Raw genomic sequence first — 23,558 nt, forward strand, 5'->3', positions numbered from 1 at the left:
ACCCGTCACGGGCCCACGGTAGACCGAACTTGCCTTCCCGGCAGAATTTCAGATGCTGCCAATTTAGGTGAGATGCATCTCATTGCCCGCCGACGCGGCCGTCCTACCCGCTCCGTCGCAGGTCAGACCCCTATTCGAGGGGCAGTCCGACGTAGTTCTCCGCCAGCGACGCGGAGGCGGCCTCCGACGACACCACGTAGTCCAGGTGGGCGCGCTGGAGCCGCCGCTCGAACGCGCTCGCGGCCGGGTCGGCGTGCAGGAGCGTCGTCATCCAGTAGGAGAAGTGCTCGGCCCGCCAGACGCGCCGCAGGCACGCGTCGGAGTAGCCGTCCAGCAGCGTCTCCGAGCCCGTGGCGTACCGCTCGGCCAGCGCCCGCGCCAGGATGATCACGTCGGACACGGCGAGGTTGAGGCCCTTCGCCCCGGTCGGCGGGACGATGTGGCCCGCGTCCCCGGCGAGGAACAGCCGGTCGTGCCGCATCGGCTCGGCCACGAAGCTGCGCATCGGCGTGATCGACCGGTCGGTGATCGGGCCCTCGTGCAGCTTCCAGCCGTCGTCGGTGGCGAACCGGGCGGCCAGCTCGTCCCAGATGCGGGCGTCGGACCAGGCGGCGATGTCCTCGTCCGGCGGCACCTGCAGGTACAGGCGGCTGACGGTGGACGAGCGCAGGCTGTGCAGCGCGAAGCCGCGGTCGTGGTGGGCGTAGATCAGCTCCTCGGTGGACGGCCGCACGTCGGCGAGGATCCCGAGCCACGCAAACGGGTAGTCGCGCGAGAACGTCCGCAGCCCCGGCACCGCGGGGCGGCTGACGCCGTGGAACCCGTCGCAGCCCGCGATGTAGTCGCAGTCGAGGGTGCGGGTCTCGCCGCCGCTGCGGTAGGTCACGCGGGGCGCGGACGCGTCCAGGTCCACGACCTCGGCCTCGAACCGGACGTCGCCGCCGTCCGCCAGCCGCCGGGCGACGAGGTCCTTGACGATCTCGGTCTGGGCGTAGACGGTCACCGTCCGGCCGGTGAGATCGGTCAGCGGGACGCGGTGCCCGGCGCCGCCGAACCGCAGCTCAAGCCCGTGGTGGACGAGCCCCTCCCGGTCGAGCCGCTCCCCGACGCCGCTGTCGCGCAGCGCGTCGGTCGTGCCCTGCTCCAGCATCCCGGCGCGCTGCCGGTGCTCGACGTAGTCGCGGTCCCGGCTCTCCAGGACGACCGAGTCGATCCCCTGCAGGTGGAGCAGCCGGGACAGCAGCAGGCCCGCGGGCCCGCCGCCGATGATCGCGACCTGGGTGCGCATCGCTCTTCTTCTCCTCGTCCGGGGGGTTCAGGCGCCGGTGTCGCGCTCGGTGGAGAACATGTCGGGGCCGCCGTGCCAGTGGGCCGCCACGTCGCGGGAGAGCGCGCGCACGGCCGTCGTCAGCGGCGGCAGCAGGCGGCGCAGGTCGGCGCCGCGGGTGCCGGAGACCAGCGACATCGCCGCGACGACGTCGCCCGCGCCGTCCCGCACCGGGGCGCCGACGGACGACGCGCCGAGCGTCATCTCGTCGCGGGTCAGCGCGTATCCGGAGCGGCGGACCTGCTCGATCGAGCGGCGCAGCTCGTCCGGGTCGGTGATCGAGCGCCGGGCGTGCCGGTCCAGGCCGCCGCGCAGGACCTTCTCCCGGACGTCCGGCGGCGCGTAGGCCAGCAGCACCTTCCCGACGCCGGTGGTGTGCAGCGGCAGCGTCCGCCCGACCTGCGTCACGACCGGCACCGAGCGGGTGCCGCGCAGCCGCTCCACGATCAGCACGCGGTCGTCGCGCAGGACGCCGAGCTGGACGTTGTCGTGCGTGGCCTCGTAGAGGTCCTCCATGTGCGGGAGCGCCAGCTCGCGCAGGCCCATGACGGCGGGGGCCTGGCTGCCGATCCGCCAGAGCCGGGTGCCGATGCGGTAGGTGCCGTCCGGGATCCGCTCCAGGAACCCGCCCGCGACCAGCTCGCCGACGAGGCGGTGGCCGGTGGCGAGGGGCAGCCCGGACCGGCGGCAGATCTCGCTCAGGTTCAGCCGGACGCCGCCCTGCGCGAACGCGTTCAGGATGGCCATGACCTTGCCCGCCACGCTCACCGGCCGCGCGCCGCCCGCGCCGGCCGCGCCCTTCGCGCCGGTCGCGCCCTTCGCGCCGGTCGCGTCGTTCGCCCGGTCAGCTCCCACGCCGTCCACCGTCCACGCCGTCACCGCCCGAAGCGTCGCCGCACGGGCCCGTCCGCCCGTCACTCCTGCTCGGTGAGTACCCGCTGGGCGACGGCGAACGCCGAGTTCGCGGCGGGGACCCCGCAATAGATCGCCGTCTGCAGGAGCACCTCCTTGATCTCCTCGCGGGTCAGCCCGATGCGGAGCGCGGCCCGCACGTGCATCGCCAGCTCCTCCAGGTGCCCGCCCGCGACCATCGCGGTCAGCGTGACGCAGCTGCGGGTCTTGCGGTCCAGGCCGGGGCGGCTCCAGATCTCGCCCCACGCGTACCGGGTGATCATGTCCTGGAAGTCGGCGGTGAAGTCGTCCTTGCGGGCCTCGGCGCGGTCGACGTGCGCGTCGCCGAGGACCTCGCGGCGGGTCTTCATGCCCTGCGCGTGCCGCTCCGCGTCGGTCATGGGCCGGTCTCCTTCCGTGTGCGGTCGAGGTGCTCGGTGATCGCCTCGGTGACCGGGCCGGGCCGCTCCACGTTCGCGAGGTGGCCCGCGCCGTCGATGATCGTCAGGCGGGCGTCCGGGATACCGGCGGCGAGCCTGCGGGCGTGGCCGTCCGGCGGGGTCGGCCCGTCCTGGGCGCCGGCGATCACCAGGGTCGGCGCGGTGATCCCGCCGAGGCGGTCGGTGGCGTCGAACCCGGCGAGGGCGTCGCAGCAGGCCGCGTAGCCCGCGGGGTCGGTCGCGCGGAGCATCGCCACGTACGGGCCGGCGCCGGTGAAGTACGGCGTGAACCAGCGTCCGGCCGCCGTGTCCGCCACCGGCCCGACGCCCTCGCGGCGGACGAGCGCCGCCCGCTCCCGCCACGGCCCGGGCTCGCCGAAGCGCGGCGACGTGCAGCACAGGATCAGCCCGGCGACGCGGTCGGGGGCGCGCAGCGCGAGCGCCGTGCCGACGGCCCCGCCGAGCGACACGCCCGCGTAGGCCGCCCGGTCGACGCCGAGGTCGTCCAGCAGGCGCGTGATCCCGTCGGCGAGGTCCTCGACAGTGAACGGGGCGTCCGGCGGCGGCTCGTTCCCGTGGCCGGGCAGGTCGTAGCGCAGGACGCGCCACGTCCGGGTCAGGGTGGGCAGCTGCGGCAGCCACAGGTCCATGGACGTGCCGAGGGACGGGCCCAGGACGACGACGGGCGCGTCCGCCGGGCCGTCCAGGCGGTGGCGCGGCGGTCTCGCCCCGGTCACGCGCGGCTCCTGCGGTAGGCGTCGAGGGCCCGGCCGACGAGGACGGCGGCGGCGCCCGTGCCGGGATCGTCGCCGAGGACGTCCAGCAGGTCGTCGAGGTCGGCGCGCATCAGCTCCGTGGACACCTCCAGGCCGTCCACCAGGTCGGCGGCCGTCTCCGCCGCGCCGCCGGTGAGGCGCAGGCACTCGCGCAGCGGCTGCCACTCCGCGTGCCACTCCCCCGCCGGACGCTCGTGCGGCGCGGCCTGCGCGGCGAGCAGCACCTGGACCTGCGCCGGGACCTGCAGCGCGGCGGAGCGGATCAGCGTGGACAGCGCCGGGTTGCGCTTGTGCGCCATCGACGACGACCCGCCCTTCCCCGGCCCGGCCGCCTCGGCGACCTCCCCGATCTCGCTCTGCGACAGCAGCCACACATCGGTGGCGATCTTGCCGAGCGCGCCCGCGACCAGCGCCAGCGCCGCCGCGAGGTCCACGACCGGCGTGCGGCGGGTGTGCCACGGCAGGACGGGGGCCGCCAGCCCCGTCTCGTCCGCGTAGGCGGCGACCAGGTCGAGCGCCCGGTCCCCGTAGGCGTCGAGCGTCCCGGCCGGGCCGCCGAGCTGCACCGGCAGGACCACGGCGGCGAGCCGCTCGCGGGCGTCCAGGCAGCCGATCAGCCAGTTCGCGGCCTTCGCGCCGAACGTCGTCGGCAGCGCCTGCCGGCCGAGCGTGCGGGCCGCCATCGGGGTGTCGCGGTACCGCGCCGCGAGCCCGGCCAGCGCGTCCAGTGCCCGGTCGAGATGGGCGAGGACGACGCGCCTGGTCCGGGCCGCGACGAGCATGGCGCCGGTGTCGACGATGTCCTGGCTGGTCGCGCCCTTGTGGACGTGCTCGCCCGCCGTCCCCGCGAGCCGCCGCAGGTCGGCGACGAGCGGCACGACGGGGTTGCCCGCGCCGCGTGCCCGGAGCGCCAGATCCGCCAGGTCGAACCGGGCCGGGTCGGCGGCGGCGGCGATCGTGTCGGCCGCGTCCGCGGGGACGATGCCGAGCCGGGCCTGCGCGCGGGCGAGGGCGGCCTCGGCGTCCAGCATCGCCGCCAGGTAGGCGAGGTCGCTCGTGGCGGGCTCGGCCTCCGTCCCCGCGCGGACCGGGGACAGCAGCCCCGCGTCCGGCGAGACCGCCGCTTCGCCGGACGCGCCGGGCGTGCCGTGTTCGTCAGAAGCCAAGGAAGACCGTCTCCCGCTCCCCTTGCAGGTGGATGTCGAAACGGTACCGCCGCTCCCCCTCGCGCTCGGCGATCAGGGTGCCGCGCCGCTCGTCCGGGACGTCGCCGAGCAGCGGGTCCCGCGCGTGCGCGGCCTCGTCCTCGGGGAAGTACAGCCGGGTGAAGACGGGCTTGAGCAGCCCGCGGGCGAAGACGAGGACGGCGATGTAGGGCGCGCCGGCGCCGATCGCGCCGGGCTTGACGGTGCTGAACCAGTAGCCGCCGCCCGCGTCGGTGCCGCACCGCCCGAACCCGGAGAAGTCGTGCCCGGCGCGGACGATGCCGCCCGGCCGCCGCGGGATCTCGCCGGTCTCGTCGGCCTGCCAGATCTCCAGCAGCGCGTCCGGCACCGGCTCGCCCGCGCCGTCGAGGACCCGGCCGCGGACGCGGATCGCGTCCGGCCGCCAGCCCGGCACGACCTCCGGCCCGGCCTCGTAGGGCAGCGCGTACCCGAAGAACGGGCCCACGGTCTGCGAAGGCGTCACCGGCGAGACGCCGGTCGGGGACGGGGTCGTCATCACGCCTCCATCGGGGTGTCGCCGAGGACGATGTCCCACTGGTAGCCGAGCGCCCACTCCGGTTCGGTGGTGTCCATGTCGAACCGGGCGATCAGCTTCTCGCGGTCCCGCTCGCCGGGGATCGACTGGAAGATCGGGTCGTAGGGGAACAGCGGGTCGCCGGGGAAGTACATCTGCGTGACGAGCCGCTGCGTGAACGCCGTCCCGAACACCGAGTAGTGGATGTGCGCGGGCCGCCACGCGTTGTGGTGGTTGCCCCACGGGTAGGCGCCGGGCTTGATCGTGATGAAGCGGTAACGGCCGTCGTCATCGGTGAGGCAGCGTCCGGCGCCGGTGAAGTTCGGGTCGAGCGGCGCGGGGTGGAGGTCGCCGAGATGCGGGTACCGGCCCGCCGCGTTCGCCTGCCACACCTCGACCAGCGCGCCCCGCACCGGACGGCCCGCGGCGTCGAGCACGCGGCCGGTCACGACGATCCGCTCGCCGAGCGGCTCGCCGGGGTGCTGGACGGTGAGGTCGAAGTCCCGCCGGCCGAGCTCCTGGTGCCCGAAGACCGGCGAGGTCAGCTCGACGCTGTCCGGGCCGAGCTTCGGCATGATCAGTTCCTGCGCGGGGGCGCGGAGCACGGTGCTCTTGTACCCCGGGTACAGGTACGGGGGGTGCGGCGACGCCACGACCTCGTCCATGTGCCTCCCATTCCCACTCGGCGGCGCGGCTCCGGCCGTCGTGCCGGCGCCGCTCGTCTTCCACCCTGGCAGCCGGCGTCCCGTGCGCCGGGCGGGGGTTTCCGCTCAGTGGAAAGGGGGCGGTTCAGAGCGCCTCGGCCAGCCCGAAATGGGCGAACAGGCTCGTGTCGAAGAACGCGGAGACGTGCGAGACGCCGTCGCCGGTGAGGCTGACGACCTGGAGCTGGTAGGCGCGGTGCACGCCGTCGTCGCCGCGCATGTAGAGCCCGAACGCGGGCTGCCCGTTCGCGGCGGACGGCACCATCCGGATGTCGCCCGGCGAGGGCGCGCACTGCGTGCGGATGAGCCGGATGACGTTCTCGGCGCCGACGAACCAGTCGAGGTGGGGCGGCATCTCCCAGATGACGTCCTTCTTGAACAGCTCGATGAGGCCCGAGATGTCGGCGTCCTCGAACGCCTTGGCGTAGCGTTCGAGGAAATCGCGCTGCGCCGGGTCGGTCGGCTCGACGAGCTCGTCGCGCAGAGGCTGGTTCTCCTCCAGCTGCGCCCGCGCCCGCTGCAGCGCGCTGTTGACGGCGGCGGTGGAGGTGTCGAGCAGCTCGGCGACCTCCGCGGCCCGCCACTTCAGGACGTCCCGCAGGATCAGCACGACCCGCTGCTTGGCGGGCAGATGCTGCAGCGCCGCGACGAACGCCAGCCGGGTGCTCTCGCGGGCGGCGACGATCGTGGCCGGGTCGGCGGCGTCGGCGCCGAGGACGGCGTCGGGCACGGGCTCCAGCCACGGCACCTCCGGGGAGGCGACCACGGGCCGCTCCGGCTCGTCGCTCGGCGCCCCGAGCCCGGACGGCATGGGCCGGTTGCCGCGCTGGTCGATCGCGGTCAGGCACACGTTCGTGGCGATCCGGTACAGCCACGTCCGCAGCGAGGACCGCCCCTCGAAGTTCTCGTACGAGCGCCACGCCCGCAGATAGGTCTCCTGCACGAGGTCTTCGGCGTCGTGCATGGAGCCGAGCATCCGGTAGCAGTGCGCCAGCAGCTCGCGCCGGTACGGGTCGGCGAGTTCCTGGAAGTCGCGGTCTGTCTCGATGGTGCTGTTCGACATGGCTGGTCGTCACCTTCGTTCGGCGTCGTCGCTCGGACGGGCGTGGGGCCGACGGGCGCCCGTCGCCTCCGACCGTAGGCGAGCCCACCGACAGAACGTGTAAAACCCGCACCATTCTACGCTTCGACCAGCGCGTCCACCGCCGAACCCGCGGCTCCGGGCGAGGCCGCGGGAGGGATGCGTCAGAACTCGAATCCGCCGGGCCGGCCGTTGCGGTCGGCGATCAGCCCGGCGAGGGTCGCGATGGCGATCTCCGCCGGGGTGCGGGACCCGATGTTCAGGCCGATGGGGCGGTGCACCCGGGCGATGTCGGCGGCCGGGACGCCGAGCTCGGTGAGCGCCGGGATGTGCGGGGCGGGGTGGCGGGGGTTGCCCATGACGCCGACCCACCGGACGGGCTGGGTCAGCACGTCCCGCAGGACGGGCCCGAGCTCTGGGCGGTGGTGGTCGGTGACGACGACGTCCGCGGTCGCGTCGAGGGACGGCAGGTCGGCCGCGCCGTCCCGGTCCTTGTCGGGGTCGACGAGGAACGTGCGGTAGCCGAGGTCGGCTCCGTAGCGCAGCAGGTGGTCGGCGACGGCGCCCGCGAAGACCGCGACCAGCGTCCGCTCCTGCGCCGCGGGCGCGGCGTCGCCGTGCGCGACGGCGCAGGAGGTGTCGTTCGCGTGCGGTGTGCCCATACCGGAAGTCTGCCGTCCTGGGCGGCGGGCGGTAAAGCGGGCCCGTTCATTTTGGGGAAACCGGTGTTTCCCCAACGCGAAACACTTCCGTCGAGGCGGGTATGCCTGCACCCTAGACTGCACATCAACCGGCGGCCTCGGGAGGGACCGTGATCGCGAGACCGGAGGGCGGCCCCCGCGTGGTGGTGGGTGTCGACGACTCCGCGGGCGCCCGCTGCGCCCTCTCCTGGGCGATCGGCGAGGCGCGGCTGCGGAGGCTGCCGCTGCTGGTCGCCCACGCCGCGCCGCTGCCGCCGCACGTGTCGGCGGCCGGGCAGCTCGGCTGCGGCATCACCGAGGCGCTGCGCGGGTCCGGCGCCGAGCTGATCGCGCGGTTGCTCGCGGAGGTGAGCGACGGCCCGCCGGACGGCCTGGAGCTGACGGCGCTGGCGCTGGTCGGCGAGCCGGGCGCGACGCTGGTGCGGCTGGCGGGCGACGACGACATCCTCGTCGTCGGGCACGGCACGCGGAGCGTGTTCTCGCGGCTGCTGCGCCCGTCGGTGCGGCTGCACTGCGCGCGGCGGGCCAGAGCGACGCTGGTGTGCGTCCGCCCGCCCGCGTTCGACCTGCTGCTGGAGTGCCTGACCGCGCGGGACGAGACGCCCGAGCACGTCCCCGACTCCCGGTTCCGCCGGCTGGGCCGCCGCCTGCGCCTGCCGCGCTGATGAGCAGGGCCTGCCGCGCTGAGCAGGGCCTGCCGCGCTGACCGGGCGCCGGGGCGGGCCGCATAGGCTCTGCGCATGCGCAAGTACGTCATCATCGGCCCGCTCGGCAGCGGCAAGGGGACGCAGTCGGCGCTGCTCGCGCGGGACCTGGACATCGTGCACATCAGCGTCGGGGACATCTTCCGGTGGCACGTCAAGAGCCACACGAAGCTCGGCGCGCAGGTGCGGCGCATCATGGCGGCGGGCGAGCTGGTCGGCGACGACCTGGTGGAGGGCGTCGTCCGGGACCGCCTCGACCAGCACGACTGGAACTACGGGTTCGTGATCGACGGGTTCCCGCGCAACCGCAGGCAGACGGAGTTCTTCCTGGAGGGCTACGACATCGACGGCGTGATCCATCTGGACCTTCCGGACGGGGAGGTCCGGCGCCGCGTCCTGGCCCGGCGGCTCTGCTCCCGGTGCGGGATGGACTACAACCTGATCAACGACCGTCCGACCGAGGAGGGCCGCTGCGACGTGTGCGGCGGCGACCTGACGGCGCGGGAGGACGACACGGAGGAGGCGCTGGCCGAGCGGCTCCGGCTGTACCACGAGAAGACCGACCCGATCCTGGACCTGTTCGGCCGCAAGGAGTACGTGGTGACCGTGGACGCGCGGCCCGGCGTCCACGAGGTGCAGCGGGCGCTCCGCGACCGGCTCCGGCTGCCGCCGCCGCGGTGATCTCCCCGGTCGTCGAGGTGGCGGACGACCGGTTCGCCCGGCGGGGCCTGCGGCTGTTCCTGAAGCGGGACGATCTGATCCACCCGGAGCTGCCCGGGAACAAGTGGCGGAAGCTCAAGCACAACCTCGGTCCCGCGCGGGAGGCCGGGACGGTCCTGACGTTCGGCGGCGCCTACTCCAACCACGTCCGGGCCACGGCGGCGGCCGGGAAGATCTTCGGGTTCGCGACCATCGGGGTGATCCGCGGCGAGGAGCACCGGCCGCTGAACGATTCGCTGGCCTTCGCCGAGCGGATGGGCATGCGCCTGACCTACCTGGACCGCGCGTCCTACCGCCGCAAGCACGAGCCTGACGTTCTCGCCGCGCTGCGCCGGGATTGGGGTGATTTTTACCTTCTGCCGGAGGGCGGGAGCAACGCGCCGGCCGTCCGGGGCTGCGAGGAGCTGGGCGAGGAGGTTCCCGGCTACGACGTCGTGTGCTGCCCGTGCGGGACGGGCGGGACGCTCGCGGGCCTGGCCGCCGGGCTCGGGCCGGGCCAGCGCGCTCTGGGCTTCTCCGTCCTGAAGGGCGGCTTCATGGACGGCGAGGTGGAGCGTCTCCAGCGCGAGACCTACGGCGGACGGCGGGGGGCCTGGCGCGTCGAACACGGCTTCCACTTCGGCGGGTACGCCAAGAGGACGCCGGAGCTGGACGCCTTCATCGACGACTTCGCCGAGCGGCACGGGATCGTCCTCGACCGGATCTACACCGCGAAGATGATGTCCGGCGTCCTCGCCCTGGCCGAACGCGGCGAATTCCGGGAGGGCACGCGGATCCTGGCCGTCATCACCGGCTGATCAGCGGGTCGGGCCGTGCGCGTCAGGCTGGCGGCAGATTGACCAGCCCGGCCAGGGCGGTGCGGTGCCGGTCGGGGGTGCCGAGGGCGATCGCGTCGGCCTTGGCGCGCTTCAGGTAGAGGTGCGCCGGATGCTCCCAGGTGAAGCCGATGCCGCCGTGCATCTGCACGCATTCCTCGGCGGCCTTGACCGCGACCTCCGAGCAGTGCGCCTGGGCCACGGCGACCGCGATCGGCGCGTCCTCGTCCCCGGCGGCCGGGTGCGCGGCGAGGCACGACGCGGCGTGGCGGGCGACCGCGCGGGCCTGGGTGACGGACGTCCACAGGTCGGCGAGGCGGTGCTTGAGGCCCTGGTAGGAGCCGACCGGCCGCCCGAACTGGTAGCGGGTCTTGACGTAGGCGACGGTGTCGTCCAGGCACCGTTCGGCCAGCCCGAGCTGCTCGGAGGCCAGCATCGCCGCGCCGGTCAGCAGCGCGGCGCGGACGGCCCCGGTCCCTTCGGCGACGCGGCGGGCGGGGGCGGCGGAGAAGGCGACGTCGGCGAGGCGGCGCGTCATGTCCAGGGAGGTCACGGCGGTGCGGCGGGCGGCGGCGGCGTCCACGGCGTAGAGCCCGCCACCGGCCGGGACCAGCAGGACGTCGGCGGCCATCCCGTCCGCGACGCTGGTGACCTCGCCCGTCAGCGTCCCGCCGTCCGCCCGGACGGTGACGGCCGTCTCGTCGCCGGGTGCGGCGCTGAACGGGACGGCCAGCACGGCGATCGCCTCCCCGGTGGCGAGGCGGGCGAGCAGGTCGCGCTCCCCGGCGGCCATCAGCGCGGCCGTCGCGACGACCGCGCTGGTCAGGAAGGGGACGGGCGCGGCGAAGCGGCCGAGCTCCTCCATCACGACGGCGGTCTCGCGCCAGGTCGCGCCCGCGCCGCCGAGCTCCTCCGGGACGGGCAGCCCGGCGCAGCCGAGCCCGGCGGCGACGGCCCGCCACAGCGCCGCGTCGTACGGGTCGTCCTTCTCGGTCCCGGCGAGGACGGACGTCCAGGGCGCCTTGTCGCCGAGCACGTCGCGCACGCTCGCCCGCAGGTCGTTCTCGATCTCGCCGTACAGCAGGTCGCGTGCGAAGTCGCTCACTTCGGCAGGTCCTTCCACGGCACGTCCTTGTCGACCCGGATCTCGCCGGGCAGGCCGAGGACGCGCTCGGCGATGATGTTGCGCAGGATCTCCGAGGTGCCGCCCTCGATGGAGTTGCCCTTGGCGCGCAGGTAGCGGTAGCCGGGCGAGCGGCGGGTGAAGTCGACCTCGGTCGGACGGCGCATGGTCCAGTCGTCGTAGCGCAGGCCGTCCTCGCCGAGGATGTCCAGCTCCAGGCCGGACACCTCCTGGTTGAGCCCGGCGAACGCCAGCTTGACGCCCGATCCCTCGGGGCCGGGCCGTCCGGCGGTGAGCTGCTGCCGGAGCCGCTCCCCGGTGAGGCGGGCGGCCTCGGTCCGCACCCACGCGCGCATCAGCGCGTCGTGCAGGCCGGGGGTGCGCAGTTCGGGACGGTCGCGCCAGAGCGCGGCGGCGACGCCGATCATGCCGCTCTCGCGCGGCGCGGCGTGGCCGCCGATCGCGACGCGCTCGTTCATCAGCGTGGTCGTGGCGACCTGCCAGCCCTGGCCGACGTCGCCGAGGCGGTGCTCGTCGGGGATCCGCACGTCGGTGAGGAAGACCTCGTTGAACTCGGCCTCGCCGGTGATCTGCCGCAGCGGCCGGACCTCGACGCCGGGCGCGGTCATGTCGCAGATGAAGTACGTCATGCCGCGGTGCTTGGGGACGCCGGGGTCGGTGCGGGTGACGATGATCGCCCAGCGCGCCTCGTGCGCCATGGACGTCCAGACCTTCTGGCCGGTGACCGTCCAGGCGTCGCCGTCGCGGACGGCGCGGGTGGCGAGCGCGGCGAGGTCGGACCCGGCGCCCGGCTCGCTGAACAGCTGGCACCACAGCTCCTCGCCGGTCCAGAGCGGGCGCAGGAAGCGGCGCTTCTGCTCCCCGGTGCCGAACGCGGCGATCGTCGGCGCGGCCATGCCGAGCCCGATGGCGTTGCGCTCGGGATGGTTGGCCGGCGCCCCGGCGGCGGCGAACCGCCGGTCGACGGCGGGCTGCAGGGCGCGCGGCGCGCCGAGCCCGCCGAGCCCCTCCGGGTAGTGGACCCAGGCGAGGCCGGCGTCGAACCGGGCCCGCAGGAACTCCACCGGCTCCATCGCCGCGGGGTCGTGCGCCGCGAGGAACCCGTCGACCAGCCGTTCCAGCGCGCTCGCGTCGGGCGGTGGCGCGCTCACAGCGCGAGCGCCTCGTCGAAGGCGTCGGGGCGGGCGTAGTCGCGGGACTCGACGATGCGGCCGTCCCGGACCCGCAGGACGAAGATGTTGGGCACGACGAACGCGCGCCCCGTCTCGGTGTTGCGTCCCTCGTACTCGAACTCCGCGACGATCACCTCGGGGTCGGCGGTCTGGTGGACGACGACGTTGCGCGCCGTCATCTCCACCGGCAGCGTCTCCAGCCGGGCGAAGTGCTCGCGCAGGGCCTCACGGCCCTCCAGCCGGGAGGCGGGACGGGCGAGCGGGTGCACGACCACCGCGTCCTCCGCGTACAGGCGCGGCAGCGCGTCGGGCCGCCGCGCCGTCACCCCGTCGATCAGCCGCTGGAAGACGGCCCGGGGGCTGGCGAACTCGGACATGTCCCTCCCCTAGAATCGGACTTCGTGCTCCGGAAGAAGATATCGGAGCCGCGACTCAACCGGTCACCGGCTCAATGGGCACTCGGGTCAAAACTGGGTACTCGGTTCTAATCGGGCACTCGGGTCAACGGAAGGCTGCGATGACGTCATCCCCGTCCGGGAGGCCGCTTCGCGCCGACGCGGTGCGCAACCGCGCGAAGGTCCTCGCCGCGGCGGAGGAGGTCTTCGCCGTCCGGGGGACCTCGGCCTCCACCGAAGAGGTCGCGCGGAAGGCGGGCGTCGGGATCGGGACCGTGTTCCGGCATTTCCCGACCAAGGAGTCGCTGCTGGAGGCCGTCCTGGTCGCCCTGCTGGAGCGGCTCGCGGCCGAGGCCGAGGGCCTGCGGACGGCCGACGACGCCGGTGCGGCGTTCTTCGGGTTCTTCACGCGGGTGGTGGCGCGGGCGGCGGCCGAGCAGGCCGTGACGGAGGCGCTGGCCGAGGCGGGCGCGAGAACGGGCGCGGACGCGCGTGCGGCCGCCGGGCGGGCGGGGCCCGACCTGGAGGCGGCGCTCGGGGCGCTGCTGGAGCGCGCGCAGGAGGCGGGCGCCGTCCGCGCGGACGTGGGCGCGGCCGAGGTCATGGCGCTGCTGGCGGGCATGTCCTACGCGGCGGCGCGCGCCGGGGCGCACGAGGACGTCCTCAGGTTCGCCTTCGACGGGCTCCGCCCCCGGCCGTGACGCCGGGTCAGGACGCCAGCTCCGCGGGAAGGTCGTCGCGGTGCAGGATCGTCAGGGACGTGACGGCGCGGGTCAGCACGACGTACAGGCGGGCCAGGCCGCGCGCCTCGGCGGCGGCGATGGCGGCGGGCTCGGCGACGAGCACGTGGTCGTACTCCAGGCCCTTGGCGAGGGTCGCCGGGATGACGAGCAGGCGGGCGGCGCCGTCGGACTCGGGCCCGAGGATCTCGTGGTCGACGCCCGCGGCGCGGAGCGCGGCGGCGTGCGCGTCCGCGGCGGCGTCCGGAACGATCAGCCCGACCGATCCGGGACGGCCGAGGGCCTCGCGGGCGGCGTCGACGGCCGCCGCGACCGGGTCGGCGACGCGCCGGATCTCCAGCGCCCCCGGCCCGGGACGCAGCGAGCGCGGCCGCTCCAGCGCCGGCGCGACGTGCGGGAGCAGCCGGGCCGCGTAGTCCAGGACGGTGCCGGGCACGCGGAACCCGAGGGTCAGCTCGGTGACGTCCCCGTCCTGCCCGAGATGGGTGAGGACGTCCGTCCAGGACCGCGCCGACCAGGCGGTGGTGCCCTGCGCGATGTCGCCGAGAACGGTCGCCGAGCCCGTCCCGCAGCGGCGGCCCAGCGCCCGCAGCTGCATGGCCGACAGGTCCTGCGCCTCGTCCACGACCAGGTGCCCGAGTGAGGCGGTGCGCTCGATGAGGTCGTTCAGCTCGTCCAGCAGGGCGCGGTCGGCGGCGGTCCATCTGGCCGAGCGGTGGGAGCGGGCGGGCTTGGCCCACCGGATGGCGTCCTGCTCGCCCTCGTCGAGGACGCCCTTGGCGGCCCTCCGCAGGAAGTCGGCGTCCGCGAGCAGCCGGTGCAGGACCTGCTCGGGGGTCAGCTTCGGCCACACCTCGTCCAGGATCTGCTTGACGGGCTTGCTGCGCGCGACCTGGTCCTGGACGCGGTCGTCGGGCGCCTCGCCGCGCCGCTCCATCAGCACGAGGATCTGGTGGGCGAGCCGCTGCGCGAACGCGGCGCGGCCGCTGCCGTACCGGGTCGTGCCGCGCAGCGCGGCGGCGATCTCCCTGACCTCGTGGGCGGCGAGCCGGAAACGGGCGGAGCCGCGGGTGAAGACGAGACCGTCCTCGGGCTTGCGGACGTGCAGCCACAGCGCCTTGCGGAGCACGTCCGCCATCCGCGCCTCGCCCTTCAGCGCCGCGACCCGCGCGGGCTCGTCGGCCGTGGGCGCGCCGAGCAGGTCGTCGATCGTGGCCTGCTCCACCCTGACCTCGCCGAGCGCGGGCAGGACGGCCGAGATGTAGGCGAGGAACGCCCGGTTCGGGCCGACGATCAGCACTCCGGACCGCGACAGCCGCTCCCGGTGCGTGAACAGCAGGTACGCGGCGCGGTGCAGGCCGACGGCGGTCTTTCCGGTGCCGGGCGCGCCCTGCACGCACACGGTCCGGGGCAGGTCGGCGCGGACGATCACGTCCTGCTCCGGCTGGATGGTCGCGACGATGTCGCGCATCGGGCCGGTGCGGGGGCGTTCGATCTCCTCGGTCAGGATCCGGGACGGTCCGGTCGCGCCGATCGCGCCGGCACCAGCGCCGCCGCCGTCGAGGGGTTCGTCCTCGAACGCGGTCAGCTCGCCGGCCTGGAAGCCGAACCGGCGCCGCAGCCGCCAGCCCATCGGATCGGCGGGACCGGCCTGGTAGAACGCCCGCGACACGGGGGCGCGCCAGTCCAGCACGAGCGGGCGGCCCTCGTCGCCGTCGTGGACGTGCCGCCGCCCGACGTACATGACCGCGGGCAGGTCGTCGTCCGCGGGGCCCGCGACGTCGCGGTCCATCCGGCCGAAGAACAGCGGCGCGTCGGGGCGGTCGGCGAGCGCCGCGACGCGCTGGTCGAGCAGCGACTCCAGGAACTGCTTGGACACCCAGTCGGCCGCGACGTCGGCGGACAGGCTCTGGGCGTGCTCGCGCATCCGGCGCAGCGCGGCGCGAGACTCGGCCAGATGGGCGCGCTCCGCCGCGAGGACGGCCGCTTCACCGGGCCGCTCGGGTTCGTCGGGCTCGTCGGCTTCAGGGGTACGGGCGGGATCGGCGGTGCGGGCGGGTTCGGCGGGCATGCGCGCAGACCTCCGGCGGCGAGAGGGGTGGGTGAGGGCGAAACCCACCACCTTACCGGGCCGGGTCAAGGACGTCCGCGGACGGCGCTGCGCCTTGCCGGGCGGGCCCGGGTGTGTGACGTTGGGCGGCATGCTGACGCAGACCGAGAAGACGCCGGCGCCGACCGGGAAGACGAGGCAGGGCGGAGCGGGCCGATGACCCTCGCAGGACGGTCCGCGCTGGTCACGGGCGCCTCGTCCGGCATCGGCGCGGTCGTCGCCGAGGCGCTGGCGGCGGCCGGGGCGCGGGTGGGGCTCGTCGCGCGGCGCAAGGACAGGCTGGAGCAGGTCCTCGCGCGGTGCCGCGAGCACGCGCCCGACTCGGCGATGTGGGCGGCCGACCTCTCCGACCTCGACGGGATCGCCGACCTCGCGGCGGACGCCGAGCGGACGCTCGGCGGCGTGGACATCCTGGTCAACAACGCGGGGATGCCGAAGCGGCGCCGCGTCCAGGACCTGTCCCCCGCCGAGGCCGAGGACGTGATGCGCCTCAACTACCTGTCCCCGGTGCGGCTCACGCTGGCGCTGCTGCCCGGGATGATCAGGCGCGGGCGCGGGAACCTGGTGGCGATGGGGTCGGTCGCGGCGCGGCTCGGCCCGCCGCACGAGGCGGCCTACGCGGCGTCGAAGGCGGCGCTGACCGCGTTCTGGGAGAGCATGGCGGTCGACCTGGACGGCACCGGCGTGCGGGCCCACGTCGTCCAGCCGGCGCTGATCGCCGGGACGGAGCTGTTCACGCTGCCCCGCAACGAGGCGCCGCTCAGCGACCTGTCCGACGCGCTGCCCCCGCAGGACGTCGCCGCGGCCGTGCTGGACGTCCTCGCCAGCGGCCGGTTCGAGCAGTACGTGCCGGGCTGGTTCAGCGAGATGGCGTCGGGCAAGGCCGCCGACGTCGACGCGTTCGTCGCCGGCGTCAAGGAGTGGACCCGGGACCGCCTGCAGCCCTGACCCGTGGCCGGGCCGGGCCCGCGAGTGATAATGGTGACGTGCGCCCCCGCCGCACGATCGTCACCCGGAGGCACGACGACATCATGGGCACCGCCGTCCGTTCCGTCCGTTCCGTCCGCGAGTCCCTGCTGGACGCCGCCGCCGACCTGCTCGTGGAACGCGGCTACCGCGCCGTCCGCATGCAGGACGTCGCCGCCGCCGCCGGAGTGAGCCGCCAGACCGTCTACAACGAGTTCGGCGACAAGTGGAGCCTGGCTCAGGCGGTCGTGATCCGCCACAACGAGCGCTACCTCGACGGCATCGACGCGGTGCTGTCCGACCACGACGACCTGTACTCGGCGGTGGTCGCCGCGGTGACCTACACGCTGGAGACGTCCGCGGACGACCGGCTGATGAAGGCGGTGCTGACCGGGGAGGGCGGCGACGAGCTGCTGCCGCTGCTCACCACACGGGCCGAGCCGCTGCTGTTCACCGCCAGCGACCGCATCGCCGACCACGCCCTGCGCCACTGGCCGCAGCTGGACCGCGCCGCCCTCACCGAGATCACCGGCGCGGCCGTGCGCCTGACCACCAGCCACATCATGCTGCCGTCCGGCCCGCCGGAGCAGGTCGCCCATTTCATCGCCCGCATCGTGACCCGCTACATGGGCGCCCCCGCGCAACCCCCCTGCCCCGGCGCCGACTCCCCCGGTACCGTCTGAACCGCCTCCAGGCGTCAGTGGACACTTACTAGAATCGGATACGGTGGGCGGACCGAGTTCGAGGGAGGCGCGGTGGACTTCGACCTGCCGGAGAGCGCGGTCGCGGTGCGCGAGGGCGTGCTGGCGATCGCCCGCGAGTACGACCAGGAGTACTGGGGGCGGTGCGACGCCGAAAAGCGCTGGCCCGAGGAGATCTGGCGGGATCTCGTCCGAGGCGGCTGGCACGCGCTGGCGATCCCGGAGGAGCACGGCGGCGGCGGGCAAGGGCTGCTGGAGCTGTCGGTCGCGCTGGAGGCCCTGGCCGAGGGCGGCGCGGGCGGCGCGGCGGGGTTCATGTACCTGCTCACGCCCGCGTTCGGCGGGCTGACGATCGCGCGGCACGGCACCGAGGCGCAGCGGCGCGAGTTCCTGCCGGGGATCGCCGCCGGCGAGATCGAGACCTGCTTCGCCATCACCGAGCCGGACGCGGGCAGCAACTCCATCGCGATCTCCACGCGGGCCCGGCGGGACGGCGGCGGCTTCGCCGTCAGCGGCCAGAAGATCTGGATCTCCGGCGTGGAGCGGGCCGACTTCATGCTGCTCGTCACCCGGACGATCCCGGCCGCCGAGGCGCGTCCCCGCACGTCCGGGTTCACCGTCCTGCTGGTGGACGTCAAGCAGGCCGTCGCCGACGGGACGCTGACCTACCAGGCGATCCCGAAGCTCGGCACCAACGTCGTCGCGTCGAACATGGTGTTCCTGGACGAGGTCCGCGTCCCCGCCGACCGGGTCCTCGGCGAGGTCGACCAGGGTTTCGCCGTCCTGTGGGACATCCTCAACCCCGAGCGCATCCTCGCGGCGGCGAGCGGCGTCGGGTTCGGTGAGCTGGTCCTGCGGATCGCGTGCGAGTACGCGTCCGAGCGGGCGCCGTTCGGGAAACCGATCGGCGCGAACCAGGCGGTCGCGTTCCCGCTCGCGCGGATCAAGGCGCAGGTCGAGCTGGCCCGCCTGATGGCCCACAAGGCGGCCTGGCTGTGGGACCGGGGCCGCCCGTGCGGCTCGGAGGCCAACATCGCCAAGCTCACCGCCGCGGACGCCGCCTGGCAGGCCGCCGACCGCGCGTTCCAGACCTACGGCGGCATGGCGTACTCGCTGGAGTACCCGGTCGCCCGCATGTTCCGCGACGCCCGGATCGCCAAGAACATCCCGGTCGCGGAGGAGCTGGTGCTGGCGCACATCGCCCAGCACGAGCTGGGCCTCCCCAAGTCGTACTGACGCGGCCCGCGGGCGCTCAGCCGAACTCGGGGCGGCGCTTCTCGCGGATCGCCGCGACGCCCTCCCGCACGTCCGGGCCGGTGAACCCGAAGAACTCCATCGCCAGCGACGCGTCGAACGTGGGCCCGGCGAGGCGCAGCCAGTTGTTCAGCGCGTGCTTGGTGAACGACAGCGCCTCCGCGGGCCCGGCGGCGAGGCGGGCGGCGATCTCCAGGGCGCGCTCGTGGACGTCCTCGTCGTCCACGCAGAGGGAGACCAGGCCGATCCGCTCGGCCTCCTCGCCGGTGAGGACGTCGTTGAGCAGCAGGTAGTACTTCGCCTTCGCCAGCCCGCACAGCAGCGGCCAGACGATCGCGGCGTGGTCGCCCGCCGCCACGCCCAGCCGCGTGTGCCCGTCGATGATCTTCGCGGAGCGGCCCGCGACGGAGATGTCGGCCAGCAGCGCCACCGCGAGGCCCGCGCCCACGGCCGGTCCCTGCACGGCACTGACCACCGGTTTCGAGCAGTTCAGCACGTTCATCACGATGTCGCGGGCCTCGCGCATGATCTTCCGGCGGGCGGTGTGGTCGCCCATCATCTCCTCGATCATGGCGATGTCGCCGCCCGCGGAGAACGCCGTCCCCTCGCCGCGGACGAGGACGGCCCGCACCTCGTCGTCGGCGTCGGCGTCCCGCCAGATCTCCGCCAGCTCCCGGTGCCCGGCCCGGTCGACGGCGTTGAGCTTGCCCGGGGTGCTGATCACGATCCGCAGGACGCCCTCCCCCGCCCAGTCGATCTTCAGCCGCTCGTAGCGCTCATACCGTCCGCCGCCCATGCCCGGCTCCCTCCCGCGTCCGCTCGCCGACCGCCGCGCGCAATCGTCGCACAGCGAAATCCATGGCCTCCGCGCCGGCGTCGAAGATCTCGGGGAGCAGGAAGAACGCGTGCACGACGCCGTCGTAGCGGCGCAGCTCGACCGGGACCCCGGCGGCGGCGAGGCGGCGGGCGTACGCCTCCGCCTCGTCGCGCAGGATGTCGCACTCCGCGGTGATCACGGTCGCGGGCGCGGCCCCGGCGAGGTCCGGGGCGCGCAGCGGCGCGAGCCTCGGGTCGGACGGGTCCGCGCCGCCCCGGTACAGGGCCATGAACCGGGCGAGGGTGGCGGCGTCCAGCCCGTATCCGGTGGCGTACCGCCGCCAGCTCGGGGTGTCCATGGCCGTGTCGGTCACCGGGTAGACCAGCAGCTGGTGGACGAGTCGCACGCCCCGGTCGCGGGCCAGCAGCGCGACCACGGCCGCCAGGTTCCCGCCCGCGCTGTCGCCCGCCACGGCGACGGCCCCGGGACGGACGCCCCACCGGCCCGGCTCTCGTGCGGCGGACGCGACGACCGCCCACGCGTCGTCCACGGCGGCGGGGAACGGGTGCTCGGGGGCGAGCCGGTACCCGACGTTCAGGACGGCACAGCCCGTGCCCGCGGCCAGCTCGCGGCACAGCGCGTCCACGTCGTCGACGCCGCCGAGCACCCACCCTCCCCCGTGCAGGTAGACGATCGCCGGGAGCGCGCCCCGCTCCGGAGGGGCCGGACGGTACACGCGCACCGGCACGGGCCCGCCCGGACCGGGAAAGGCGACGTCGCGGACGTGCGGCAGCTCCCGCCGGACGGCCGGGAACGCCGCGCCGATCCGGTCCCGCATCTCCTCGATCGTCGGTTCGGTGCCCGGCGGCAGGGCCGTCCAGGAGGCGAGGACGTCCAGGAAGCGGACGGTCTGCGGGTGCAGGGGCATGCGGCGGCCTCCGGCGGGCGGCGAACGCGGCGGGAACGCGGCGTGATCTACCCGATCGCCTTCCCCGGCACCGGAGCGCCAACCCCACGCCGGTGCGCCGACCCGGCCGGAGCACCGACCCCCGCCGGTGCGCCGGCCCGGCAGGGGCGCCGGCGCGGGGGTCAGCGGCCGGCGGCCTCGGCGACCAGGGCCTCGAACAGGCGCCCGTCGTCGCCCTCCTCCGGATGCCACTGGACGGCCAGCCCGAACCGGTGGCCCTGCAGCTCGACGGCCTCCACCACCTGGTCCTCGGCCCAGGCGACGGCGGACAGGCCCTTCCCGAGCCGGCTCACCGCCTGGTGGTGGTAGGTGGGGACGTCCGCCGACTCGCCCAGGATCTTGCCGACCAGGCTCGTCCCGCTGATCCGCACCGGGTGGGAGCCGACGATCCCGGTCTCCGGCGCGTGGCTCTTGTGCCCCACCGCCTCGGGCAGATGCTGGATGAGCGCCCCGCCCCGCGCTACGTTCAGCACCTGCATGCCCCGGCAGATCGCCAGGAACGGCAGGTCGGCGTCCACCACGGCGCGCGCGAGCGCCAGCTCGAACCGGTCGCGCTGCGGCTGCGGCGGCCCGGTCTCGAAGTGCCGGACGGCGCCGTACAGGTCGGGGTCGATGTCGCCGCCGCCCGCGATGACGATGCCGTCGAGCCGCCCGACGAGGGCCTTCAGCCCGCGCAGCGTCGCGGTCGGGGGCAGCAGGACCGGGACCCCGCCGGCCCGCTCGACCGAGCGGACATAGGGCGCCGGCAGGAGCGCGGCCTCGCGCACCCAGACCCCCCAGCGGGCCGGCTCCAGATAGGTGGTGACTCCGATGAGCGGCGGTGGCCCGTCACCGCCTGCGGTCGGGGCCGGGGCCCCGCGGATGGCCTCTGACATGCGTGCTTCCCCCTCTGCTGAGCACCGGCCGCAGGACGGCGAAATGGGTGATTCGCCGTCCTTGACTGGACATCATGGTGCATCACCCTCCCCTCCGGCCGTCCCGCCCCCGGGCCTTCCCTCCCGGCCAGCTTGCCGCACGGGGCTGATCCACGCAGTCCCAAACGGCGAGAACGTCAATGCCGGACGGGCTTCCGGGCCATCGCGGCCCCGCGCGCCTCCCGGCCGGGAACACCAGTGAATCCCGAAATCTTCTACTCGGGAGGAGAATCATCCTCTCTCCCTAGACATCGCCACAAGGGCGTCACATCAGACCATGTCAGTACTGATCAGTATGCGTCCGCTTCTTTCCGATTCTTTGATCACAGAAAATTAAGCGCCGATTACACAGCGTTCTATTCGCCCCGCCTCCGCGGCGTTCTGCTTGAACACCTGCGGATTTGAATGCGAGAATCTCACAAAGCCGGGCATCGAATGCGGCGCGATCACCGCCGTCCTCCCGGATCCGGCTCGGAAAGCCCCAGGGGGCGAGCAGGCGAATGGCACCGGAACCCCGAATCGTCAAAGAGACCTTCACCCGCCTCGAATCCGACCCGGCGGGCGCCATGAGCTATTTCTACGGCCGCCTTTTCGCGGCCGAGCCGCGGCTGCGGGCCCTGTTCCCGCCCGCGATGGGCGTCCAGCACGACCGCTTCTTCCACGCGCTCACCCGGCTCGTCTGGAGCCAGGACAACCCGGAGGACCTCGCCCGCCACCTCGCGCGGCTCGGCCGCGGCCACCGCAAGCACGGGGTGCGGCGCGAGGACTACGCCGCCGTCGGCGTCGCGCTCATCGGGACGCTGCGGACCTTCGCCGCCGACGTGTGGACCGCCGAGGCCGAGGACGCCTGGACGTCGGCCTACCTGTCCGCCGCCACGACCATGATCGAGGCGGCGGAGCGGGACGCGGACGGCGCCCCGCCGTGGTGGGTCGCCGAGGTCGCCGGGCACGACCGACGCGCCGCGGACCTCGCCGTCCTGACGCTGCGGCCCGAGCATCCGCTGCCGTTCCGCCCCGGCCAGCGCGTGAGCGTGCAGACGCCCCGCTGGCCCCGCGTCTGGCGGCCGTACTGGATCGCGAACGCGCCCCGCTCCGACGGGATGCTGCGCCTGCACGTCCGCGCCCGTCCCGCCGGCTGGGTGAGCGGCGCGCTGGTGCGGCACACCGCGCCCGGCGACACCGTGCTCCTCGGCCCGGCCGCCGGCGGGATGACGCTCGACCCGGACTCCGGCCGCGGGCTGCTCCTGATCGGCGGCGGCACCGGCCTCGCCCCGATGAAGGCGCTCGCCGAGCAGGCCGTCTCGTCCGGCCCGGACCGGGACGTCCACCTCATGGTCGGGGCCCGCGACGAGCAGGACCTCTACGACCTGGACGAATTGCGCCTGCTGGAGTCGGCCTACGCGCGGCTGCGGATGACCCCGGTCCAGTCGCGGCCGCCCGAGACCGGCGGCGCACCGGGCCCGGACGCCCTGCGCGGCCGCCTGCCCGACGTCCTGCCCGGCTTCCTGGACGGCCTCGCCGGCTGGCAGGACTACGACGCCTACGTCGCCGGGCCCGTCCCCTTCGTCCGGAGCACCGTCACCGCCCTGCAACGGCATGGGATGCCCCTCACCCGGATCCACCACGACCTGGTCGACGCCGAGGACGAGCACCCCGAAGCCACCCCCGGGACGGCCGTCACCAGCCCGCGCGTTCCCGCAGAAACTCCGTCGTCCGCACATCAGCCGGGTAGAAGGACTCGATCGCCAGTTCGGCCACGGTGATGTCGACCGGCGTCCCGAACGTCGCGATGGTGCTGAAGAACGACAGCTCCCGCCCGTCCACGCGCAGCCGCAGCGGGACGACCACCTCGTGGCCCGCGGGCGGGGCGAACGCCTCCCCCACGTCCCCGGGGAAGCTCCGCAGCTCCCGGTAGAGCTGGGCGAGGCCCGCGTCCGCGGTCAGCGCCACATGCCGCCGCACCCGGTCGATCATGTGGGCGCGCCACTCGGCCAGGTTCAGGATGTGCTTCGCCATCCCGTCCGGATGCATGCTGAGGCGCAGCACGTTCAGCGGAGGCTCCAGCAGCTCCGGCGCCGCGCCCTCCATGAACAGCCCGGCCGCGCCGTTGGCGTCGATCAGGTTCCAGAAGCGGTCCACGACGACCGCCGGGTACGGCTCGTGCCCGTCCAGGACCTGCTTGAGCGCCGCGCGGACCGTGTCCATCCTCGGCTCCTCGATCGGCGTCTCGTCGAACACCGGCGCGTACCCGGCCGCGACGAGCAGCAGGTTGCGGTCGCGCAGCGGGACGTCCAGGTGCTCGGCCAGCCGCAGCACCATCTCCCGGCTCGGCGCGGAGCGCCCGGTCTCCACGAAGCTGAGGTGGCGGGTCGACACGTCCGCCTCCGACGCCAGCTCGAGCTGGCTCAGCCTCCGCCGCTGCCGCCACGCGCGCAGCTGGTCCCCCACCGGTCGCACATCGCTCAACGCCGTCGTCACC

General features: G+C 74.4%; 25 protein-coding genes. 8 read left to right on the plus strand and 17 right to left on the minus strand.

The window, feature by feature from the left end:
- Positions 1-130: 130 nt before the first annotated feature.
- The 9 genes from E1287_RS01690 to E1287_RS01725 form a co-directional block, all read right to left on the minus strand.
- Positions 131-1,288, minus strand: coding sequence for a 4-hydroxybenzoate 3-monooxygenase (locus E1287_RS01690; protein ID WP_131962838.1), 1,158 nt, complete (start codon positions 1,286-1,288; stop codon positions 131-133).
- A 27-nt stretch (positions 1,289-1,315) separates the two neighbouring features.
- On the minus strand, positions 1,316-2,182 hold the full coding sequence (locus E1287_RS01695) for an IclR family transcriptional regulator (protein ID WP_243718501.1): 867 nt from the start codon (positions 2,180-2,182) through the stop codon (positions 1,316-1,318).
- 59 nt (positions 2,183-2,241) lie between these two features.
- Positions 2,242-2,619, minus strand: coding sequence for a 4-carboxymuconolactone decarboxylase (gene pcaC / locus E1287_RS46560; protein ID WP_207933964.1), 378 nt, complete (start codon positions 2,617-2,619; stop codon positions 2,242-2,244).
- The gene (gene pcaD, locus E1287_RS44560; RefSeq protein ID WP_207933965.1) at positions 2,616-3,395 is read right to left on the minus strand and encodes a 3-oxoadipate enol-lactonase; all 780 of its coding nucleotides are present in this window, start codon (positions 3,393-3,395) and stop codon (positions 2,616-2,618) included. The genes pcaC and pcaD overlap by 4 nt, the downstream gene beginning before the upstream one ends.
- Positions 3,392-4,600 (minus strand): 3-carboxy-cis,cis-muconate cycloisomerase, encoded by a 1,209-nt coding sequence (gene pcaB, locus E1287_RS01705; protein ID WP_131962840.1) that lies wholly within the window; start codon positions 4,598-4,600, stop codon positions 3,392-3,394. Before pcaB ends, pcaD begins: the two co-directional genes overlap by 4 nt.
- Complete coding sequence (gene pcaG / locus E1287_RS01710) at positions 4,590-5,156, minus strand: protocatechuate 3,4-dioxygenase subunit alpha (RefSeq protein WP_131962842.1); 567 nt, start codon at positions 5,154-5,156, stop codon at positions 4,590-4,592. Before pcaG ends, pcaB begins: the two co-directional genes overlap by 11 nt.
- Entirely contained in the window at positions 5,156-5,839 is a 684-nt protein-coding gene (gene pcaH, locus E1287_RS01715; protein WP_131962844.1) for a protocatechuate 3,4-dioxygenase subunit beta, read from the minus strand. Before pcaH ends, pcaG begins: the two co-directional genes overlap by 1 nt.
- A 124-nt stretch (positions 5,840-5,963) precedes the next feature.
- Positions 5,964-6,941: a sigma-70 family RNA polymerase sigma factor gene (locus E1287_RS01720; protein ID WP_131962846.1), complete on the minus strand. Its 978-nt coding sequence runs from the start codon at positions 6,939-6,941 to the stop codon at positions 5,964-5,966.
- 182 nt (positions 6,942-7,123) lie between these two features.
- Positions 7,124-7,621: an XdhC family protein gene (locus tag E1287_RS01725; protein WP_131962848.1), complete on the minus strand. Its 498-nt coding sequence runs from the start codon at positions 7,619-7,621 to the stop codon at positions 7,124-7,126.
- 149 nt (positions 7,622-7,770) lie between these two features.
- Between E1287_RS01725 and E1287_RS01730 the strand changes: the two genes are divergently transcribed.
- The 3 genes from E1287_RS01730 (at position 7,771) to E1287_RS01740 (ending at position 9,881) form a co-directional block, all read left to right on the plus strand.
- A complete protein-coding gene (locus E1287_RS01730) occupies positions 7,771-8,325 on the plus strand; it encodes a universal stress protein (protein ID WP_131962850.1) in 555 nt (184 codons plus the stop codon).
- A 75-nt stretch (positions 8,326-8,400) separates the two neighbouring features.
- Entirely contained in the window at positions 8,401-9,045 is a 645-nt protein-coding gene (locus E1287_RS01735) for a nucleoside monophosphate kinase (protein WP_131962852.1), read from the plus strand.
- The gene (locus E1287_RS01740) at positions 9,042-9,881 is read left to right on the plus strand and encodes a pyridoxal-phosphate dependent enzyme (protein ID WP_131962854.1); all 840 of its coding nucleotides are present in this window, start codon (positions 9,042-9,044) and stop codon (positions 9,879-9,881) included. Before E1287_RS01735 ends, E1287_RS01740 begins: the two co-directional genes overlap by 4 nt.
- 22 nt (positions 9,882-9,903) lie before the next feature.
- Here the strand turns inward: E1287_RS01740 and E1287_RS01745 are convergent, their stop codons facing one another.
- Genes E1287_RS01745 through E1287_RS01755 form a run of 3 tightly spaced genes read right to left on the minus strand, consistent with a single transcriptional unit; the run spans position 9,904 to position 12,592 of the window.
- Complete coding sequence (locus E1287_RS01745; protein ID WP_131962856.1) at positions 9,904-11,004, minus strand: acyl-CoA dehydrogenase family protein; 1,101 nt, start codon at positions 11,002-11,004, stop codon at positions 9,904-9,906.
- Positions 11,001-12,194: an acyl-CoA dehydrogenase family protein gene (locus E1287_RS01750; RefSeq protein ID WP_131962859.1), complete on the minus strand. Its 1,194-nt coding sequence runs from the start codon at positions 12,192-12,194 to the stop codon at positions 11,001-11,003. Before E1287_RS01750 ends, E1287_RS01745 begins: the two co-directional genes overlap by 4 nt.
- Positions 12,191-12,592, minus strand: coding sequence for a nuclear transport factor 2 family protein (locus tag E1287_RS01755; RefSeq protein WP_131962861.1), 402 nt, complete (start codon positions 12,590-12,592; stop codon positions 12,191-12,193). Before E1287_RS01755 ends, E1287_RS01750 begins: the two co-directional genes overlap by 4 nt.
- Before the next feature lie 140 nt (positions 12,593-12,732).
- Here E1287_RS01755 and E1287_RS01760 point away from each other — a divergent pair, with 140 nt between their 5' ends.
- Positions 12,733-13,311 carry a helix-turn-helix domain-containing protein gene (locus E1287_RS01760; RefSeq protein ID WP_131962863.1) on the plus strand — a complete coding sequence of 193 codons (579 nt, stop codon included), beginning with the start codon at positions 12,733-12,735 and terminating at the stop codon, positions 13,309-13,311.
- A 7-nt stretch (positions 13,312-13,318) separates the two neighbouring features.
- Here the strand turns inward: E1287_RS01760 and E1287_RS01765 are convergent, their stop codons facing one another.
- On the minus strand, positions 13,319-15,421 hold the full coding sequence (locus tag E1287_RS01765) for an AAA family ATPase (RefSeq protein WP_131962865.1): 2,103 nt from the start codon (positions 15,419-15,421) through the stop codon (positions 13,319-13,321).
- A gap of 195 nt (positions 15,422-15,616) precedes the next feature.
- Here E1287_RS01765 and E1287_RS01770 point away from each other — a divergent pair, with 195 nt between their 5' ends.
- The 3 genes from E1287_RS01770 (at position 15,617) to E1287_RS01780 (ending at position 18,363) form a co-directional block, all read left to right on the plus strand.
- Entirely contained in the window at positions 15,617-16,408 is a 792-nt protein-coding gene (locus E1287_RS01770) for an SDR family NAD(P)-dependent oxidoreductase (protein ID WP_131962867.1), read from the plus strand.
- Between the two features lie 38 nt (positions 16,409-16,446).
- On the plus strand, positions 16,447-17,109 hold the full coding sequence (locus E1287_RS01775) for a TetR family transcriptional regulator (protein ID WP_243718502.1): 663 nt from the start codon (positions 16,447-16,449) through the stop codon (positions 17,107-17,109).
- 72 nt (positions 17,110-17,181) lie between these two features.
- The gene (locus E1287_RS01780; RefSeq protein ID WP_131962869.1) at positions 17,182-18,363 is read left to right on the plus strand and encodes an acyl-CoA dehydrogenase family protein; all 1,182 of its coding nucleotides are present in this window, start codon (positions 17,182-17,184) and stop codon (positions 18,361-18,363) included.
- A 16-nt stretch (positions 18,364-18,379) separates the two neighbouring features.
- Here the strand turns inward: E1287_RS01780 and E1287_RS01785 are convergent, their stop codons facing one another.
- The 3 genes from E1287_RS01785 to E1287_RS01795 form a co-directional block, all read right to left on the minus strand.
- Positions 18,380-19,177 (minus strand): enoyl-CoA hydratase/isomerase family protein, encoded by a 798-nt coding sequence (locus tag E1287_RS01785; RefSeq protein ID WP_131962871.1) that lies wholly within the window; start codon positions 19,175-19,177, stop codon positions 18,380-18,382.
- Complete coding sequence (locus E1287_RS01790; RefSeq protein WP_131962873.1) at positions 19,158-20,126, minus strand: alpha/beta hydrolase; 969 nt, start codon at positions 20,124-20,126, stop codon at positions 19,158-19,160. Before E1287_RS01790 ends, E1287_RS01785 begins: the two co-directional genes overlap by 20 nt.
- Before the next feature lie 161 nt (positions 20,127-20,287).
- Entirely contained in the window at positions 20,288-21,040 is a 753-nt protein-coding gene (locus E1287_RS01795) for a gamma-glutamyl-gamma-aminobutyrate hydrolase family protein (protein WP_131962875.1), read from the minus strand.
- A gap of 539 nt (positions 21,041-21,579) precedes the next feature.
- On the opposite strand from E1287_RS01795, the gene E1287_RS01800 reads away from it, so the two are divergent.
- A complete protein-coding gene (locus E1287_RS01800) occupies positions 21,580-22,842 on the plus strand; it encodes a globin domain-containing protein (protein ID WP_131962877.1) in 1,263 nt (420 codons plus the stop codon).
- On the opposite strand, the gene E1287_RS01805 is transcribed toward E1287_RS01800, so the two are convergent.
- Complete coding sequence (locus tag E1287_RS01805; protein ID WP_131962879.1) at positions 22,757-23,557, minus strand: helix-turn-helix transcriptional regulator; 801 nt, start codon at positions 23,555-23,557, stop codon at positions 22,757-22,759. The two genes, E1287_RS01800 and E1287_RS01805, sit on opposite strands and share 86 nt — an antisense overlap.
- Between the last annotated feature and the right edge of the window lies 1 nt (position 23,558).

The organism is Actinomadura sp. KC06, assembly GCF_004348735.1.
GTDB lineage: Bacteria > Actinomycetota > Actinomycetes > Streptosporangiales > Streptosporangiaceae > Spirillospora.

Excerpts from the sequence above, each read along its gene's own strand:
- E1287_RS01795 (WP_131962875.1), bottom strand. The coding sequence starts at position 21,040 with ATGTCAGAGGCCATCCGCGGGGCCCCGGCCCCGACCGCAGGCGGTGAC.
- pcaH (WP_131962844.1), bottom strand. The coding sequence starts at position 5,839 with ATGGACGAGGTCGTGGCGTCGCCGCACCCCCCGTACCTGTACCCGGGG.
- E1287_RS01765 (WP_131962865.1), bottom strand. The coding sequence starts at position 15,421 with ATGCCCGCCGAACCCGCCCGCACCGCCGATCCCGCCCGTACCCCTGAA.
- E1287_RS01785 (WP_131962871.1), bottom strand. The coding sequence starts at position 19,177 with ATGGGCGGCGGACGGTATGAGCGCTACGAGCGGCTGAAGATCGACTGG.
- E1287_RS01760 (WP_131962863.1), top strand. The coding sequence starts at position 12,733 with ATGACGTCATCCCCGTCCGGGAGGCCGCTTCGCGCCGACGCGGTGCGC.
- E1287_RS01725 (WP_131962848.1), bottom strand. The coding sequence starts at position 7,621 with ATGGGCACACCGCACGCGAACGACACCTCCTGCGCCGTCGCGCACGGC.
- E1287_RS01770 (WP_131962867.1), top strand. The coding sequence starts at position 15,617 with ATGACCCTCGCAGGACGGTCCGCGCTGGTCACGGGCGCCTCGTCCGGC.
- E1287_RS01690 (WP_131962838.1), bottom strand. The coding sequence starts at position 1,288 with ATGCGCACCCAGGTCGCGATCATCGGCGGCGGGCCCGCGGGCCTGCTG.
- E1287_RS01720 (WP_131962846.1), bottom strand. The coding sequence starts at position 6,941 with ATGTCGAACAGCACCATCGAGACAGACCGCGACTTCCAGGAACTCGCC.
- pcaG (WP_131962842.1), bottom strand. The coding sequence starts at position 5,156 with ATGACGACCCCGTCCCCGACCGGCGTCTCGCCGGTGACGCCTTCGCAG.
- E1287_RS01755 (WP_131962861.1), bottom strand. The coding sequence starts at position 12,592 with ATGTCCGAGTTCGCCAGCCCCCGGGCCGTCTTCCAGCGGCTGATCGAC.
- E1287_RS01790 (WP_131962873.1), bottom strand. The coding sequence starts at position 20,126 with ATGCCCCTGCACCCGCAGACCGTCCGCTTCCTGGACGTCCTCGCCTCC.
- E1287_RS01735 (WP_131962852.1), top strand. The coding sequence starts at position 8,401 with ATGCGCAAGTACGTCATCATCGGCCCGCTCGGCAGCGGCAAGGGGACG.
- pcaC (WP_207933964.1), bottom strand. The coding sequence starts at position 2,619 with ATGACCGACGCGGAGCGGCACGCGCAGGGCATGAAGACCCGCCGCGAG.
- E1287_RS01800 (WP_131962877.1), top strand. The coding sequence starts at position 21,580 with ATGGCACCGGAACCCCGAATCGTCAAAGAGACCTTCACCCGCCTCGAA.